General features: G+C 69.3%; 14 protein-coding genes, 1 tRNA gene and 1 other RNA gene. 12 read left to right on the top strand and 4 right to left on the bottom strand.

The features are described from left to right. Nucleotides 1-19: 19 nt before the first annotated feature. The gene (eccCa, locus tag OG984_RS19075) at nt 20-4057 is read right to left on the bottom strand and encodes a type VII secretion protein EccCa (protein ID WP_328527784.1); all 4038 of its coding nucleotides are present in this window, start codon (nt 4055-4057) and stop codon (nt 20-22) included. Between the two features lie 174 nt (nt 4058-4231). Between eccCa and OG984_RS19070 the strand changes: the two genes are divergently transcribed. The 6 genes from OG984_RS19070 to OG984_RS19045 all read left to right on the top strand — a co-directional run bounded on the left by OG984_RS19070 (nt 4232) and on the right by OG984_RS19045 (nt 10500). Further along, nucleotides 4232-5605, top strand: coding sequence for a hypothetical protein (locus OG984_RS19070; protein ID WP_328527783.1), 1374 nt, complete (start codon nt 4232-4234; stop codon nt 5603-5605). 154 nt (nt 5606-5759) lie between these two features. Then, nucleotides 5760-6089, top strand: a complete 330-nt coding sequence (locus OG984_RS19065) for a WXG100 family type VII secretion target (protein ID WP_008356211.1) — start codon at nt 5760-5762, stop codon at nt 6087-6089. Between the two features lie 30 nt (nt 6090-6119). Continuing rightward, nucleotides 6120-6413: a WXG100 family type VII secretion target gene (locus OG984_RS19060; RefSeq protein WP_008356212.1), complete on the top strand. Its 294-nt coding sequence runs from the start codon at nt 6120-6122 to the stop codon at nt 6411-6413. 183 nt (nt 6414-6596) lie between these two features. Next, the gene (gene eccD, locus OG984_RS19055) at nt 6597-7967 is read left to right on the top strand and encodes a type VII secretion integral membrane protein EccD (RefSeq protein WP_328527782.1); all 1371 of its coding nucleotides are present in this window, start codon (nt 6597-6599) and stop codon (nt 7965-7967) included. Continuing rightward, nucleotides 7967-9373 (top strand): type VII secretion protein EccB, encoded by a 1407-nt coding sequence (locus OG984_RS19050; RefSeq protein WP_328527781.1) that lies wholly within the window; start codon nt 7967-7969, stop codon nt 9371-9373. Before eccD ends, OG984_RS19050 begins: the two co-directional genes overlap by 1 nt. Continuing rightward, nucleotides 9355-10500: a S8/S53 family peptidase gene (locus OG984_RS19045; protein ID WP_328527780.1), complete on the top strand. Its 1146-nt coding sequence runs from the start codon at nt 9355-9357 to the stop codon at nt 10498-10500. The genes OG984_RS19050 and OG984_RS19045 overlap by 19 nt, the downstream gene beginning before the upstream one ends. 4 nt (nt 10501-10504) lie before the next feature. Here OG984_RS19045 and OG984_RS19040 read toward each other — a convergent pair whose 3' ends face one another. Then, nucleotides 10505-10870 (bottom strand): winged helix-turn-helix transcriptional regulator, encoded by a 366-nt coding sequence (locus tag OG984_RS19040; protein ID WP_328527779.1) that lies wholly within the window; start codon nt 10868-10870, stop codon nt 10505-10507. A gap of 77 nt (nt 10871-10947) precedes the next feature. Between OG984_RS19040 and OG984_RS19035 the strand changes: the two genes are divergently transcribed. Further along, nucleotides 10948-11358 carry a RidA family protein gene (locus OG984_RS19035; RefSeq protein WP_328527778.1) on the top strand — a complete coding sequence of 137 codons (411 nt, stop codon included), beginning with the start codon at nt 10948-10950 and terminating at the stop codon, nt 11356-11358. 82 nt (nt 11359-11440) lie between these two features. Here OG984_RS19035 and OG984_RS19030 read toward each other — a convergent pair. Continuing rightward, a tRNA-Ser gene (locus tag OG984_RS19030) sits at nt 11441-11529 on the bottom strand. Nucleotides 11530-11629: 100 nt separating this feature from the next. Between OG984_RS19030 and ffs the strand changes: the two genes are divergently transcribed. Further along, an RNA gene (gene ffs, locus OG984_RS19025) (signal recognition particle sRNA small type) lies at nt 11630-11720 on the top strand. A gap of 14 nt (nt 11721-11734) precedes the next feature. Here ffs and OG984_RS19020 read toward each other — a convergent pair. Next, nucleotides 11735-12340: a DUF4328 domain-containing protein gene (locus tag OG984_RS19020; protein ID WP_328527777.1), complete on the bottom strand. Its 606-nt coding sequence runs from the start codon at nt 12338-12340 to the stop codon at nt 11735-11737. 143 nt (nt 12341-12483) lie between these two features. On the opposite strand from OG984_RS19020, the gene OG984_RS19015 reads away from it, so the two are divergent. The 4 genes from OG984_RS19015 (at nt 12484) to OG984_RS19000 (ending at nt 16386) form a co-directional block, all read left to right on the top strand. Continuing rightward, the gene (locus OG984_RS19015) at nt 12484-14616 is read left to right on the top strand and encodes a DNA polymerase III subunit gamma and tau (RefSeq protein WP_442941014.1); all 2133 of its coding nucleotides are present in this window, start codon (nt 12484-12486) and stop codon (nt 14614-14616) included. Nucleotides 14617-14626: 10 nt separating this feature from the next. After that, nucleotides 14627-15019 carry a YbaB/EbfC family nucleoid-associated protein gene (locus OG984_RS19010; RefSeq protein WP_008356226.1) on the top strand — a complete coding sequence of 131 codons (393 nt, stop codon included), beginning with the start codon at nt 14627-14629 and terminating at the stop codon, nt 15017-15019. Nucleotides 15020-15036: 17 nt separating this feature from the next. After that, nucleotides 15037-15633: a recombination mediator RecR gene (gene recR, locus OG984_RS19005; protein WP_008356228.1), complete on the top strand. Its 597-nt coding sequence runs from the start codon at nt 15037-15039 to the stop codon at nt 15631-15633. Between the two features lie 87 nt (nt 15634-15720). After that, complete coding sequence (locus tag OG984_RS19000; protein ID WP_328527775.1) at nt 15721-16386, top strand: DUF5063 domain-containing protein; 666 nt, start codon at nt 15721-15723, stop codon at nt 16384-16386. The last annotated feature ends 4 nt before the right edge of the window (nt 16387-16390 follow it).

Genomic DNA, 16390 nt, shown 5'->3' with positions numbered 1-16390 from the left:
GTCGGTCAAGGCGCACGAACTACACCGAGGACTCGCTCCACGCCAGCTGGACGACCTCGATACCGCGGTCGCGGGTGACCAGGCGGCCACGACCCGGGCGCGTCGGGACCGGCTTCAGGTTGCCGATGAGTGGACCCTCGTCGGGGTTGCCGGAGAGCAGCAGGCCGGGCATGGCCAGGTCGCGCATCGACTGGATGACCGACTCGTAGAGCGATCGCGAGGCTCCACCCGAGCGGCGGGCGATGATCACGTGCAGGCCGACGTCTCGTGCCTGAGCCATCAGCGGCTGCAGGGGTGCGACCGGCGACCCCTGCTGGGTGGCGACCAGGTCGTAGTCGTCGACCAGCAGGAACAGGTCCGCACCCGTCCACCAGGACCGGTTGCGCAGCTGCTCGGGCGTGACGTCCGGCCCCGGGATCCGCTTCGACAGGTAGTCCGCCAGATCGCTCAGAGCGGGGGTCGCCTGGGTGGCCGAGGTGAGGTAGCTGACCAGGTAGTCGTCCGGGATCTCGCCGAGCATCGAGCGCCGGTAGTCGACCACCGCGATCTGGGCCTCCTTCGGTGAATGCGTCCGCATGATCTCGCGGGCGATGTTGCGAAGCAGCGTCGACTTGCCGGACTGGCCATCGCCGAAGACGAGCAGGTGCGGTTCCGCGTCGGGGTTGAGGCCGACCGGAGCCAGCTCCTTCTCGTTGATGCCCAGGAGCAGCCGCTTGCCGGGGTTCTCCTCGGTGACCCCGGCCTGCTCCCGGATCCGCTCGATCGTGATCTGCTCCGGCAGCAGCCGCAGCTTCGGGCCGGCAGGACCCTGCCAGGCGGCGGAGATCCGGGAGATCAGGTCGTCCACGCCGTCGCCCAGCGTCGCCGCGGAGCCGTCGCCGTCCATCCGGGGCAGTGCGCTGAGGAAGTGGAGCTTCTCCTTCACGATGCCTCGACCCGGACGCCCGGTCGGGACCAGGGCGGCCAGCTTGCGGTCGAGCTCGGAGTCCATCGGGTCACCGAGACGCAGCTCGAGCTTGGTGCCGAAGACGTCGCGCATCGAGGAGCGGAACTCGGCCCACCGGCCGGCCGCGGCGACGATGTGGACACCGAAGGTCAGGCCACGCGGAGCGATCTCCTGGATGGCGTACTCCAGGTCGTCGAAGTCGGCGCGCAGCGTGCCCCAGCCGTCGATGACGAGGAAGACGTCGCCCCAGCCGTCGTCGGCCTGGCCGCGGGCGCGGCGGGTGCGGTAGGTCTCGATCGAGTCGATGCCCTGTGCCCGGAAGTAGGCCTCGCGGCGGTCGATGATGCCCGAGATCTCGGCCAGGACGCGGCGTACGACGTCCGGTTCGGAACGGGTGCCGACGCCGGAGACGTGCGGGAGCTTGGCCAGCGGTGCGAACGTACCGCCACCGAAGTCGAGCACGAAGAACTGGACCTCCTGCGGCGTCATCGTCAGCGACATCGAGGTGACGATGGTGCGGAGCGTGGTCGACTTACCGGTGCGGGGCGCACCGATGACCGCGACGTGACCGGCGGCGCCGCGCAGGTCCACGGTGAGCGTGTCACGCAGCTGCTCGCGAGGCTTGTCGACGATGCCGAGCGGCACCACCAGCCCGCCGAGCCGCTTCCAGGCCGGCGAGTGCAGGCCGAGCTCGGGCGAGGTGGTCAGGTCGGGCATCAGCGAGTCGAGCGTGTCGGGGATGTCGAGCGGCGGCAACCAGACCTGGTGGGCCGGCCTGCCGTGGCCGGTCATCCGGTCGACGGCGATGTCGAGCATCGACTTCTCGACGCCGTCCGCACCGACGACCGGGGCCGCCGGACGCTCTTCCTCCTCGACCGGCATCGCCAGCTGCTTCACCTCGGCGATCGAGAACGGGAAGATGCCCTGCAGCTTGCCGCCCTCGTCGCGCCGGATCCGGGACCCGGCGGCCGGCGGCCCGGAGACGTACGCAGCCCGGAACCGCTGCATCGACGTCGGGTCGGGCTTGAGGTAGCCGAGGCCGGGGACCGCCGGAAGCTCGTAGGCGTCCGGCACCCCGAGCACGGTCCGCGACTCCTGCGCGGAGAAAGTACGCAGGCCGACGCGGTAGGAGAGGTGCGAGTCGAGACCACGCAGCCGGCCCTCCTCGAGACGCTGCGAGGCGAGCAGCAGGTGGATGCCGAGGGATCGGCCCAGTCGACCGATCGCGACGAACAGGTCGATGAACTCGGGCTTGGCCGAGAGCATCTCGGAGAACTCGTCGACCACGATGAACAGCGACGGCAGCGGATCCATCGAGGGGTCCTGCGTACGGGCTTTCTCGTAGTCCTTCAGCGAGGAGAAGTTGCCGGCCTCGCGCAGCAGCTCCTGGCGGCGGGTCATCTCGCCGGAGAGCGCGTCCTGCATACGGTCGACCAGGGTGAGCTCGCCCTCGAGGTTGGTGATCACCGCGGAGACGTGCGGCATGCCCGCCATCCCGGCGAAGGTCGCACCACCCTTGAAGTCGACGAGCACCAGGTTGAGGACCTCTGGCGGGTGGGTGAGCACCAGACCGAGGACGAGGGTGCGGAGGAACTCGGACTTACCGGACCCGGTCGCGCCGATGACGAGACCGTGCGGACCCATGCCCTGCTGGGCCGACTCCTTGATGTCCATGTAGACCTGCTGGCCGGCCTCGCCGACACCGACCGGCACCCGCAGCCGGTCGCGGTTGGCGCGCGGACGCCAGGCGACGTCGGGGTCGAAGGAGCGTACGTCGCCCAGACCGAGCAGCGCCATGTAGTCCTTCGGCGCCGCGATCTCGGTGTCCTGCGGGGTCTCGGCGGCCGCATCGGAGCCCTCCGGAGCCACCGTGTAGAGAGCGGTCAGGCGGCGGGCGTAGGCCTCGGCGTCGGCCATGCTCATCTGGTCCACGCGGAGCCGGACCGGGTCCATGCGTACCCGGACCTGGTAACCGGGGACGGTGTTGTTCTCGTCGGGCTCCTCGTCGTCGATCAGGAACCGCACCCGGCTGGAGTCGAAGAGCTCGTCCCAGTGGGTCGGCAGGTCGATGACGGTGACGCCCTGGATGCCGTCGTCCGGCAGCACGTGGTTGCCCGGCGGGACCGAACCACCGTCGACGATGACGACGACCTGCGGCGAGGGGATCCGATCGTCGGTGCCCCAGCGGGCGCGCTCGCCGACCTCGGTGGGCAGCAGCGCGCCGAGGTCGTTGATGTTGGTGACCACCATGCGGCGCGGCCCGACGGCGTCGACCTCGCGGCCGCTCTGGGCGTGGGGGAGCCACTTGACCCAGTCCCACTCGGCCAGGTTGCGCTCGGACGTGAGCACGGCGACGATCAGTTGCTCCGGGGAGTGGAAGGCCGTCATCCCGCAGATCAGGGCCCGGGCGAGCGCTCGGGCCTGATCCTCGTTGCCGCAGATCTCCATCTTGTCGAAACCGCGCAGGTTGGTCGCCGCCGGCAGGTCGGGCTGGACCCGGTGGACGGTCAGCAGCCGGTGCAGGGCGCTCGCCGAGGCCGGGTCGACCTGGTCGATCGGGGTCTGCTGGGGCGGGACGAGAGTCAGGGCCAGGGGCTGGTGGGCGACGCCGTAGCGGACGTCCAGGTAGCGCTTGTGGGTGTTCGGGCGCTCCCACAGCCGGCTGCGCTCCTCGGCGATCGCCGGCAAGGAGGACGGCGCCGGGTAGTGCCAGGTCAGGGCCTTGCGTTGCTGCTCACCCGCCCTGCGGGCCGACTGCCGGACACCGGCCAGGTAGCGCAGGTAGTCGGTGCGCTGCCCACCGACCTGCTTCTGCTTCTGCTTCCGCTGGCGGTCGATCTGCACGAAGATGAAGCCGAGCGTCGCGAAGAGGAACATGCCCGCGGCCAAGTACTTCTGGATCGGAGCACCGCCACCGGTGCCGCCCGCGGGCTGCATCGTGGCGACCAGCACGATCGAACCGAGACTCCCGAGCATCGGGATGGCGTTCATGAGAACACCGCCGACACCCTCGCCCTCTTCGATAGCCGGCGGAGCGTTGAGTGCGAGTTCCCCCTCGGGGACCTCCGGCTCCTCGGTGCGGGTACCGCCGGCTGTCGCAGCGATAGTCACGTGTCCCCCTGAGACTGGTTCAGTGCCCCGCGGGCCCGGATGCCGCAGGTGGTCTGGATCTTAGAGTGCCCACACCCCGGCTACTACCCTTAACCGTGCCGGTCGGGTAAAACGGGCGGTGGAGCTTCCGATGTGGAACTCTGTCACAGGGTCATCACGCATCCGGGAGGTGTCATGCCCACTCAGACGGCCGATGCCGTTGAGCCGGCGCTCGCAGCAGGCGGCCTGGCGATCACGGTCCACGGCACCGCCGGAGTGGTCGACATCGTCGTTCCGTCAGATGCGCACGCCTCGGACCTGGCCCGGGAGTACGCGACCGCCGTCGGCCTTCCGGCGGCGCCGGTGCTGCGCGATCGGCGTGGTGAGGTGATCCAGCCGGACGCCTCGCTCGCCTCGCGCGGCATCACTTCGGGTGCCCTGCTCGCGGCCGACTCGCCGCCCACGCAGGCCTATGCGCGACGTGAGGTCGTCGAGACGGCGGAACCGATCCGCGCGGGCAGCTTCTCCTTCTACTGGGTCGGCCTGGCCACCCTCCTGGCGGTCGCGGCAGCGGGTTTCGGCGCCCAGGCCGACGGGTGGCAGCGGTTGGCGATCGCCGGCCTGCTCGCGCTCGGTGCCCTGGTCGGGATCATCCCCGCAGGACCGTACGCAGCCCGCCGGGCGATCGCAGCCCCGGCCTTCGCCGCGGGCGCCGCGTTCGTCATCACCGTCACGCCCGAACCGGAGACGCTGCCGCTGGCGGTCGGCGCGGCCGGGCTGGCCGCCGCGGTCGTGGCGACCGTCTCGCGCTCGCTGGTCGACACCGTCGATGCCGCCCTCAAGGTCTGGACCCTGACCGGCGCCACGGTCTTCGTGGTGACGGCGCTGTGCGCCCTGCTCGGCACGTCGCCGCAGGTGCCGTGGTCGATCCTGTTCGCCGCGGCCGCCCTTGCGGCGCGGATCGTCCCTTCGTACGCCGTCGACGTGCCGGACTCCTATCTCCTCGACGTCTCCAAGCTGTCGGTCACCGCCTGGTCGGCACGTGCCAAGACCACCTCCGGCAAGGCGACCGTCCCGTTCGACGAGGTCACCGAGGTGGCCGAGCGCGGCGCGCGCACGCTGGCGGCGGCCTCCTGGGCGATCCTCGGCGTCGTCGCGGTGAGCGGGCCGGGCCTGGTGGCGACCGCGACCGCCGACGTGGACCGGGTCGGCGCCTGGTTGATCATGCTGGCCGGTGCCTTCGTGATCCTGCTCTCGGCACGCAGCTACCGCTACTGGCTGCCTCGCGGCGTACTGCGGGTCGCTGGGGTTATTGCGCTGGCGGTCGGCGTACGGGCCTTCGTAGGGTGGGCCGACCCGGAGCTTGTCTCCTGGTTCGGTCTCGGGGCCGTGCTGATCGGGTTCGCCGTGATCATCGCGGCGATCGCGACCGGCCGGGGGTGGCGGTCGGCGAAGTGGGCGGCCCGGGCCGACTGGTCGGAGTCGCTGTGCGGCGCCGCCGTCATCGCATCGTTCGTGGTTTCCTCGGGGTTCTTCCGACACCTGTGGGAATCGGGTTTCAACGGCTAGACAGCAGGGCTGAAAAAAGTTCAGAGATTTGTGTTTAGAACTCCGGGGACGGGGTAAGAACACATTGTCCGGACCTCGGGGGAGCCCATCGGGAGCCGGGCTCCGACAGGTATCAAACCTAGGAAACCGGTTCCGCCGGTGGAAGGACAGCACCATGAGCAGTGAGATCAAGCAAGGGCAGGCGATCGAGTCCGCCGTCAAGTTCATCGAGGAGACGAAGGCCAAGCTGGAGAACATCAACTCCCGCACGGTCTCCGAGGCTCAGTCTGCTGGGTCCTCCGGGTGGAAGGGCGCTGGTGGCAACGCGTTCCAGCAGCTCATGAACACCTACAACGAGAAGGCTCGCGAGATCACCACGGCGCTCGACCAGCTCACCGCGGGGCTCACCAAGGCTCGCCAGCTGGGGTCCGACGCCGACCAGGATGTCGCGGGGCAGACCAGCGCCATCAGCAGCCAGGTCGAGGGCACCAAGTACTCGTTCTGACCCGACGCAACAGACTGAAAGGGAACTGTCATGGGCGAAGAGATTGTCGTTAACCACGGAGCCATGGGCTCGATCGTGGACGTGCTGCTCAAGGGCGTGAAGGAGATGGACGGCGCCCTCGACGAGCTCGAGAGGTACATCCTGAACCTCCAGGAGAACTTCACCGGTGAGGCGGCCAACGCCTACAACCAGGCTCAGGCCAAGTGGAACGGGACCATCCGTGAGCTGAGCGCCACGCTTGACCGCAGCAGCAAGTTCGTCAACGAGTCGCAGGCGCGGATGCACGAGGCTGACATGCGCGGTGCCGGCGGCTTCGGCGGCTGAGTTCTTCAGCACACAGACAACACGAGGGGACCGGTGCGGGGCACCGGTCCCCTCGTCGCTGGATTTATGGCAAAGTCAGCGCTGATGCTCGCCGGCTGACTCAGCTGGCGATGGTAGGGCGGAGATCTCGGGACATTCGGTCGGTTCGTCTCGGGCACAGGCACGACGCGAGGAGTTCGTGAAATGACGCAGGCGCAGGTGGCGCCCACTGGGCTGGTCCGGGTGACGGTCGCCTCCGGCACCCGTCGGATGGATCTGGTCCTGCCGGGTTCGGTGCCGGTGGCGGAGCTCGTGCCGGAGCTCGCGCGAAGCGTCGGGCTGCTCGACCCGCAGACGGCGTACGCCGGCTATCGCGTCGTGCTCGCTGACGGGCGCAAGCTCGCCGGCGACCTGGGCCTGATCCCGCAGGGCGTCGAGGACGGTGGCGTGCTCACCGTGAGCGCCGGGATCGACGACAAGCCGCCGCGGGTCTACGACGACGTGGTCGAGGCGATGACCGACGTCGTCGAGAGCGAGATGGCTCCTTGGAAACCCGAAGCAGGACGTCGTACGTCCCTGCTGGCCGCCGCACTGCTCCTGCTCCTCGGTGCCGGTGCGCTGTGGACCCAGGCGCCGTCGATGCTCGCCGGCGTCGCCGCCGCGGTGATCGGCATCGTCCTCGCCGGCGGCGCGATCGTGCTCTCCCGGCTCGAGGCGGAGAACGACGCCGCGATCGCCGCGGTGTGGATCGGTGAGGTCTACGGCGCGGTCGCCGGCTTCCTGATCGGTGCGGCTGCTCTCGGCCTCGACGGCGGCGTCGGGATGCCGCTGGCGTTCGCCGGAGCGGGCGCGATGCTCCTCTCCGCGATCGGTTTCCTCGGCCTGGGCGAGGCCCGGATGCTCGCGATGCCGGGTGCGCTCGTCGGCGGTGTGTTCCTGGTGGCCGGTCTGCTGCTGAGCGCGACCGGCTGGAAGGCCGGCGTCGTGCTCGGGATCGTGCTGGTCGTCGTGGTGCTGGCCGGGAGCTTCTTCCCGTGGCTCGCGCTGAGCACGACCAAGACCGACGTCCCGCAGCTCTACTCCGACGAGGACATCAACCTCGACCCTGACGAGATCCGGCAGGACCAGGTCCGCGTCGACGCCAAGGTCGCCCACGAGATCCTGGTCGCGATCTCGCTCTCCGTCGGTGTCCTGGTCGTGCTGACCGCGCCGTTCGTGGTGCGCCTCGGGCTCTTCGGCACGCTGCTGGCTCTGGCCGCGTGCGTCGTGCTGATGCTGCGCACCCGGCAGTACCGGACCGGGTCCGAGGTGCTTGTCGGGCTGGTCTCCGGGATCGCCGGCCTGCTCGCGATCGGCGCCGCGCTGCTGGTCTACCACGAGTCGTGGCGGCCGACGACCGCCGTCGTGCTGGCGGCCGCGGGTGGCGTACTCCTGGTGCTGACGCTCGTCCCCGACGTCGGGTCCATCCGGCGTGGCCGGCTGGCCGATGTCGCCGAGACGATCTGCCTGCTCGCGATGCTGCCGCTGATGGTGCTCGCCTCGGGCCTCTTCGGCGCCGCGGTGGCTGGTTTCTGATGGCCAGCAAGAAGGACCTCGTAGAAGCGCACGCCTTCAGCCGCCGCCGCCTCGTCTCCGCGTTCCTCTCCGGCGCCCCGGGTGGGCGTGAGGTGGAGCCGGCTCGACCGGGTCGCTCGGTCTTCGGCGGCGTCGTGCTCGCGGTGCTGCTCATCGCCGGCGGTGCCGTCGCCCACTTCCTCTCACCCAAGGCCGCGACCGGCTGGGCCGACGAGGACGGGCTGATCGTCACCAAGGGCGGCGCCCGCTACGTCGTCACCGGCCCGGACAACGCCAAGGAGCTGCACCCGGTCGTCAACCTTGCCAGCGCGCAGCTCATCCTCGGTCTCGACCTGGAGAAGAAGTCCAAGGTCATCGACCAGGAGGAGATCGACAAGGAGTTCCCCAAGGGCACGATCGGCCTCTCCGGCCCCAACGTCCCCGAGGAGCTGCCGCTGAAGTCCGACTTCATCAACACCGGCTGGACAGCGTGCACCGCGAACGGCGCAGGTACGTATCTGAACATCTCCGCGAAGCCGGACGTCAAGGCCGCCGCGGACACGGGCTTCATGGTGCAGACCGAAGAGGGCAACTACCTCATCGCGGAGCACGAGACCACCGACGGCTACACCCAGGCGTACAGCTACAAGATCGAAGGCGACTCGGAGACCTATGCCGACCGCACCTTCGACGGCCCGGTCTCGACGCCGACCGTTCCGCAGGCCTGGGTCAACCTCTTCCCGTCCGGCGCGCCGCTGTCCGGCAACTCCTTCGGAAGTGCCTTCACCAAGGTCGGTGGCACGGTCGAGGGTGAGGAATACCCGATCGGCACCAAGGCCAACTACCAGGCCAACAACTACCTGATGACCGAGTCCGGCTGGATTCGGCTGGACGAATTCGCCAGTGAGATCTATGACGTCGCCTTCGGCGGCAAGGGCAACCAGCAGTCGCTGAGCTCGCAGCCGAACATCAACGGCGAGCGGCTGGAGACCTCGTGGCCGGCCGCTACCCTCGAGCCCGGAACTGGCAGCGTCTGCGCCAAGCTGGAGACCGAGGACAAGACGACGGTACGCCTCGGTGTCGACCCGGGTGAGAGGGCCTGGCGGTCGTCGGAGCCTCCCGCGGCGACCGACTTCACCTCGGCCCGGGTCGACCCCGGCAAGGGCGCCTTCGTCTTCGCCGCCAACGGCGAGGAGCTCCAGAAGGAGAGCGCGACGCCCTACCTGATCGACGCCCGCGGCACCGCCAACACCCTCGACGGCAAGCTCACGGTCGAGCGGCTCGGCCTGTCGTACGACTCGGGCCCAATCGTGCCCGGCACGTGGCTGAGCCTGCTTCCGGCTGGCGCTGCGCTCTCGACCGAGATGGCGTTGTGCCCGCCGACCACCGGAGAGGTTCAGGAGAGCAAGTGCGTGGCGACCGAGTGACGCTGGTTCGCAGCGGCATCGCGCTCGCGGCCGCCGTCGGTGGGCTGGCTCTGCTCGGCGGCCCGAGCCCTGCGTACGCAGCGGAGGAACGAGCCGACTGCTCGGCCTACGCGCAGAACACCGGTGGCGGTGCCCCGCAGAAGGCGGAGACCAAGGCAGCGCCGGTGCCGGAGACGGTGGCTCCGTTCGCGATCATGCGGATCGGTGAAGCGCAGAAGGTGAGCAAACAGGGTCAGGGGATCCGTGTCGCGGTGGTCGACTCCGGTTACAGCGCCAAGGCGCAGGATTATCGCGGCACCGTCGCATCTGGTCTGATCACCGGGATCGCGCCCAAGGTGACGCTCAGCGACCACCCGGTCCTCAAGGTCGGCCAGGAGAAGTCGACGATCGACGCCAAGCGGATGGTCGCCGAGCTCAACTCGCTGGCCAAGGGCAACGCGAAGGGGCTGGTTGTCGACATCGGTCTGCCCGCGACAGAGGGCGCCGCGGGCCTGGAAACAGCGGTCGACACGCTCACCAAGAAGGGGGCCATCGTCGTGATGGCCGCCGACTGGTCCGGCATCGCCACAGGCACGGACCGAGACATGGCACCCAAGGTCTTCCCGAACACCAACGACTCCGTGGTGACGGTCAGCGCTTCCGGCACCTGGGCCTCCGACCCCGACTCCGCGGTGCTGCCCAACTCCAACACCGACGTCGCCGCGCCGACGTACGGGGCGGCGTCGAAGACGCTCTTCGGCCAGCCGTGCTGGGTCGACTCGATCTCCACCTCCTTCGCCTCCGCCGAGGTCTCGGCGGTGCTCGCGCTCATCTGGTCGACCAATCCGGGCTGGAGCGCCAGCCAGGTCATCGACCGCCTCTACAGCACCACGTCGGGCGTCGAGGGCCAGGGCAGCCGCTACTGGGGTGCCGGCGTGGTCAACGCGTACGACGCGCTCACCCGCCCCGCCGTCGAGGAGGCCGCCGAAGCGCCGGAGGTCGAGCAGGCCCCGATGGCACGGGAGAAGGTCGACCCGCTCGACGCCGTCCGCGACAACGCCGTCTGGTGGGGCATCGGAGGCGGGGGCGCGCTCGGACTTGCGCTGGTCTTGCGGCCGTTGTTCTCACGGCGCAAGGGCTCGATGTAGTTCCTCACAAGGCATCGTCGAACGCCTCGCGTGCGGCTTCCACCTCGGGCAGCGTCGTGGCAGACCAGTGGTAGAGCCGGTCGATGAGGTCCTGCAGGGTGCTGCCCAGCGGGGTGATGCGGTATTCCACCGCGAGCGGGCGAGTGCTCAGCACGACACGGGCGACCATGCCGTTGCGCTCGAGGCGCCGCAACGCGGTGGTGAGTGATTTCTGCGTCACTGCTGGGATCGCCTGACGCAGTTCGTTGAAGCGTCTCGGCCGCTCGCAGAGCGTGTCGAGCACCTGGAGCGACCACTTGTCGAGGAGCTGGTCGAGGAGCTCGCGATGCTCAGGGGTCAGGCGCAGCGGGCCAGGCGGGGTATCCGGCATGACACCTAGTCTCGTTGAAGTGTCCTGTGGATACCAAGTACACATGAGAAACCTTGACCATCGAAAGGAATCTCATCGTGTCCGTCGATCTGCTCACCCCCGAAGGCATGTTCCAGCCCGTGCCTTACCACCACGTCTCCGTGTCCACCGGGACACGTCACATCCATGTCGCCGGGCAGATCGCCCGGGACGAGCTCGGTCGCGGTGTGGCGCCCGGCGACCTCGCCGGTCAGCTCGCCCATGCCCTCCGCAACACCGCCCGTGGTCTGGCCGGCGCCGGTGCCACCTTCGCCGACGTCGTACGTCTCCGGTTCTTCGTCACCGACTGGAGCCCGGACAAGTACGACGCGTTCGTCGCGGGCCTCGAGAGCGTCGTCGACGAGCTCGACATCCCGCAGCCGCTGCCGCCGCTGTCGGCCATCGGCGTGGACTATCTGTTCGAGCCGGACGTGCTCGTCGAGGTCGAGGCGTACGCCGTCTTGGACTGAGCCGCCTGGAAAATGAAGAACGCCGATCCGGGGCTTGCGCTGTCCGGATCGGCGTTCTTGCAGGTCAACCGTGGTTTCCTGCTGGCGGATCTGGGGGGATTCGAACCCCCGAGGGCTATTAACCCAACACGGATTCCAGCCGTGCGCCATAGGCCACTAGGCGACAGATCCGTGAGGGATCGTACGCGGGTTGGGCAACTGAGAGGAAATCGGCGGAGGGTCGATGGGTGTGCTTTGGGATCGGCGCGGCGACTCGTCTAGACTCATCGGCAACCCCCCATGTGGCGACATCTTGTCGAACCTCCCCAGGGCCGGAAGGCAGCAAGGATAAGCGAGCTCTGTTGGGTACGTGGGGGGCCTTTTCTATTTCCTGACGTCACCCGCGAGCGGCGTCCTGGTCGCGGGTGATTCCGCGGATGATCGAGATCCACGTGCCACACGCGACCACCAGCGCGACAGCGGAGACCGCGTCGCGGCTGGTGACCAGCATCCCGCCGTCGTCTCTCATCGGGATCTGCGGCGCCCAGGTGGCGATCAGCCAGGCTGCCCACCAGAGGGTCGGACTCGGACGGGCCTCGCCCTTCGCGGTCGCGCGGCGTACGTCGTCGACGATCTGGAAGGGAAACCAGAGAGACACGATCGGGATCCACCACCCGAGCCACGTCCATGATCGGCTGCGCCGCATGGGGAACGCCGGATCGACCAGTTTCGCGAAGTCATAGCTTCGCAGGAGCCATAGGCTGCCCACCAGGTAGAGGGCGATCATGGTCACGATCGCAGCCAACGAGATCATCGTGAGTACGTCCCAAGCCCACGCTGCAGGGGCCGGGACGGAGAGAATCCCGACGGTGACCAGCCGAAGGGCCGTGAGGGCGACGGCCAGGACGATCGCAGCTTTCGCCAGACCACGCGGGACTGCCGGCAGGTGCTGGGGGAGAGGCTGGTTCGGTGACATCGACAGCGCGTCGTCGGCTCTGTTCATCGATCGTCCTTCCGGAATCGTCGGCGCCCAGAAGAGCGCCCGGTGCGAATGCTGGTCCCTCGGTGGAGGACTGCGCAGGCGTATGGGTCAGAACGACCCACTTTGCGGGTTCGTCCACGGCCGGGCCGCCCGGCGGCTACCGACTGTCGGTGGGGATCGTTAGGGTTCATGGGGTGGACGCACCGCTAGCTCTCTACCGCCGCTACCGGCCGGAGACGTTTGCCGAGGTCATCGGCCAGGATCACGTCACCGGACCGCTGCGCAATGCGCTGGCGGGCAACCGGGTCAACCATGCGTATCTCTTCTCGGGGCCGCGCGGCTGTGGCAAGACCACCTCGGCGCGGATCCTGGCGCGGGCGCTGAACTGCGAGAAGGCGCCGATCGCGGACCCGTGCGGGGAGTGCGAGTCGTGCCGTGATCTCGCGCGCGGTGGGCCAGGCAGCATCGACGTGATCGAGATCGACGCGGCGTCGCACGGTGGTGTGGACGACGCCCGTGACCTGCGGGAGAAGGCGTTCTTCGCGCCGGTGAAGAGCCGCTACAAGGTCTACATCATCGACGAGGCCCACATGGTCTCGACGCAGGGCTTCAACGCGCTGCTCAAGCTCGTCGAGGAGCCGCCGGAGCACCTGCGGTTCATCTTCGCGACGACCGAGCCGGAGAAGGTCATCCCGACGATCCGGTCGCGCACCCACCACTATCCGTTCCGTCTCTTCCCGCCGAAGCTGGTCTCCGACTACATCGCGACTCTGTGCGAGAAGGAGGGGATCAACGTTGCGCCGGCCGCGCTGCCGCTGGTCGCTCGTGCGGGCGCCGGATCGATGCGCGACAGCCTCTCGGTCATGGACCAGCTGCTCGGTGGTGCCGGGCCTGAGGGAGTGACGTACGAGCTGGCCGCCGGGCTGCTCGGCTACACCCCCGATGCGCTGCTGGACGAGGTCGTCGACGCCTTCGCCGCTCACGACGGCGCCGCGGTCTTCGGGGTGATCGACAAGATCATCGAGACCGGCCAGGACCCGCGGCGGTTCACCGAGGACCTGCTCCGGCGTCTGCGCGACCTGGTCATCGTCAAGGCGGTCCCGGACGCGCCTGCGACCGGTCTCATCGACGTCTCCGAGGACGGCGGCGAGCGCCTCGTCGCCCAGGCCGGACGCTTCGGGCCCCACGACCTCTCCCGGGCGGCCGACGCCGTGGCGACCGGCCTGACCGAGATGCGCGGCGCCACCGCGCCCCGACTCCTGCTCGAGCTGATCTGTGCCCGGGTGCTGCTGCCCGCGGCCGACGGCACCGACGGTCTGGCCGCCCGGCTGGACCGTCTGGAGAGGCGGATCGAGATCAGCGGTACGCCGACGGTGACCGCTCCTCCGGCGGCCGCCGCCCCGGCCCAGGACCGGCCGGTGCTCAAGCCGTCCGTCGGTGCGCCGGGGCACGAGACGACCGCTCCCGCGCCGCCGCAGCCTGAGCCCGTCCAGACGTACGCGCCGACTCCCGAGCCCGAGCCCGCTCCCGCTCCCGAGCCGATCGCGGAGAGGCCCCCGCAGCAGCAGGCTCCGGCGACACCACCCGCACCGCCCGCACCGGAGCCACCGAGCCAGCCCCAGCCGCCGGCACAGCCGGGTGGCATGGGCAACGTAGACATCCGCCGTCTGTGGGACGACGTGATCGCCCAGACCAAGGGCCTGCGCCGGGCGACCTGGTCCCTGGTGGGCCAGAACGCGCAGGTGGTCGACTTCCGCGACGGCGTGCTCACCCTTGGCTTCGCCTCGCCGGGGCTGCGTGACCGGTTCGCGACCGGCGGGCACGAGCCGATCCTCGGGCAGGCGCTGGTCAACGTGATCGGTATCCAACCGAAGATCGAGGCGATCGTCGCCGGGGGTGGCCAGGGCGCCCCGCAGCGGCAGGCCCCGCCGCAGCCGAGCCAGCCCCAGGAGCCCGCCCAGCCGCAGCAGCCGCCCGAGGCCTCCTGGAACGAACAGGCCCCGCCGCCCGACTGGGCCGCCGAGCCGCCCCCGCCCGACCAGCCGCCCGCCCCGCCGGAGCCGCCCGCGGCCCAGGCCGACCCGGGAGCGATCGCGCTCGCGCGCGAGGCGATCCGGCCGACGCGTGCGGCCGACTACGAGCCCCCCGTCGACGACACCGCGGCTCGCCTCGCCGAGGCCGACGCCGCGGTGAACCCCGACGACCAGGCCTACGACGGGCCGGCCGCGATGGGCGCCGAGGCGCTGCTCGCTCAGGAGCTGGGTGCAACGATGATCGAAGAGATTCCTCACAACTAGGACGGCACAGATGACGAACCCACTCGAAGGCCTCGGCGGCGAGGGCGGCTTCGACCTCAACGCGATCATGCAGCAGGCTCAGGCGCTGCAGAGCCAGATCGTCGACGCCCAGGAGAAGCTCGCCGAGACGATCGTCGACGGCACCGTCGCCGGTGGTGCGGTGACCGTCAAGCTCACCGGCACCGGCGAGCTGGTCGGCGTGGAGATCAAGCAGGGCGAGTTCGACGGCAGCAGCCCCGACGACCTCGAGGACCTCGGTGCCGTGATCGTCGCCGCCTACCGCGACGCGAAGGGCAAGGCCGACGCGCTCGCCGGCGAGGCGATGGGCCCGCTCGCGGGCGGCCTCGGCGGCGGTATGGGTGCTCCCGGCGGCAACGAGCCGCCGTTCAAGCTCGGCTTCTAGAAGGACAGGCAACAGCGTTGTACGAGGGTGTGGTCCAAGACCTCATCGACGAGCTGGGACGGCTCCCGGGCGTAGGCCCGAAGAGCGCCCAGCGGATCGCGTTCCATCTGCTCCAGGCTGACCCCGCCGACGTACATCGGCTGGCCTCGATCCTCAACGAGGTCAAGGCGAAGGTGAAGTTCTGCTCGGTCTGCTTCAACGTCTCCGAGGAGGAGACGTGCCGGATCTGTCGCGACCCGCGTCGCGAGCAGTCGGTGCTGTGCGTGGTCGAGGAATACAAGGACGTCGTCGCGATCGAGCGCACCAGGGAGTTCCGGGGTCGCTACCACGTGCTCGGTGGGGCGATCAGCCCGATCGACGGGATCGGTCCCGACCAGCTCCGCATCCGCGAGCTCGTCCAGCGGCTCAACGATCCCGGGATCACCGAGGTGATCCTCGCCACGGACCCCAACCTCGAGGGCGAGGCGACGGCGACGTACCTGACCCGTCAGCTGAGCCCGCTCGGGCTGAAGGTCACCCGTCTGGCCAGCGGTCTTCCGGTCGGTGGCGACCTGGAGTACGCCGACGAGGTCACTCTCGGGCGCGCGTTCGCCGGTCGCCGCGCGGCTGAGTAGTCCCTAAGAGCAGACTCTTTACCCTCGTCAGGCCGCGACTTCGGCGGTAGCCTGACGATTCAAGGGACCTCGGGAAAGGGGGCCGTCATGACGAACGACTTGACTGGCAAGGAGACGACCCGAGCGAGGTCGGGCGGCGAGCTTGCTCGTCCGTTCGCGCCGAGCGAGGGAGTGCCCGCGCGCAGCGCGGACTTCGCCACCAGCATCGCCGACTCGGTGGAGAGCTTCCTGCTCTCGGTGCGCGCGATCGCTGCCGACGGCGACGGCGGCAGCGCTGTCCCGATGCTGCTGCTGGAAGTGAGCCAGATCCTGCTGGCGGGCGCGCGACTGGGCGCCCAGCAGGACTTCGAGCCTCGTGAGGAGTTCCAGCCCGATGTGGGCATGGAGGCCGACGTCGACGAGCTCCGGATGGGGCTGGCCGAGATGTTCGGCGACATCGACACCTACAGCTTCGTCTTCGATCCTTACAGCCCCGACGTGGTCGACAGCCAGATCTCCGACGACGTCGCCAGCCTGGTGACCGATCTGGAGTACGGCCTGCGTCACTACCGTCTCGGCGACGTCGACGAGGCGCTGTGGTGGTGGCAGTTCAGCTACGTCAACAACTGGGGCAACCTGGCCGGCGCGGTGCTCAACGCACTGCTCACGGTGGTGGCTCACGACCGCCTCGACTCCGAGCCGTTCACCGGTGAGGACGAGGACCTGGCGGCCGCTGATGAGATGCTGGAGAAGACGGCCGCTACGGCAACGTAGACTC

The sequence above is a fragment of the Nocardioides sp. NBC_00368 genome (assembly GCF_036090055.1).
In the GTDB taxonomy this organism is placed as follows: Bacteria; Actinomycetota; Actinomycetes; order Propionibacteriales; family Nocardioidaceae; genus Nocardioides.
Note: the sequence above shows the minus strand (reverse complement) of the source record. Positions and strands in the feature narration are given on the sequence as shown.

Excerpts from the sequence above, each read along its gene's own strand:
- OG984_RS19000 (WP_328527775.1), top strand. The coding sequence starts at position 15,721 with ATGACGAACGACTTGACTGGCAAGGAGACGACCCGAGCGAGGTCGGGC.
- eccD (WP_328527782.1), top strand. The coding sequence starts at position 6,597 with ATGACGCAGGCGCAGGTGGCGCCCACTGGGCTGGTCCGGGTGACGGTC.
- OG984_RS19020 (WP_328527777.1), bottom strand. The coding sequence starts at position 12,340 with ATGAACAGAGCCGACGACGCGCTGTCGATGTCACCGAACCAGCCTCTC.
- OG984_RS19065 (WP_008356211.1), top strand. The coding sequence starts at position 5,760 with ATGAGCAGTGAGATCAAGCAAGGGCAGGCGATCGAGTCCGCCGTCAAG.
- OG984_RS19060 (WP_008356212.1), top strand. The coding sequence starts at position 6,120 with ATGGGCGAAGAGATTGTCGTTAACCACGGAGCCATGGGCTCGATCGTG.
- OG984_RS19050 (WP_328527781.1), top strand. The coding sequence starts at position 7,967 with ATGGCCAGCAAGAAGGACCTCGTAGAAGCGCACGCCTTCAGCCGCCGC.
- OG984_RS19040 (WP_328527779.1), bottom strand. The coding sequence starts at position 10,870 with ATGCCGGATACCCCGCCTGGCCCGCTGCGCCTGACCCCTGAGCATCGC.
- OG984_RS19070 (WP_328527783.1), top strand. The coding sequence starts at position 4,232 with ATGCCCACTCAGACGGCCGATGCCGTTGAGCCGGCGCTCGCAGCAGGC.
- OG984_RS19010 (WP_008356226.1), top strand. The coding sequence starts at position 14,627 with ATGACGAACCCACTCGAAGGCCTCGGCGGCGAGGGCGGCTTCGACCTC.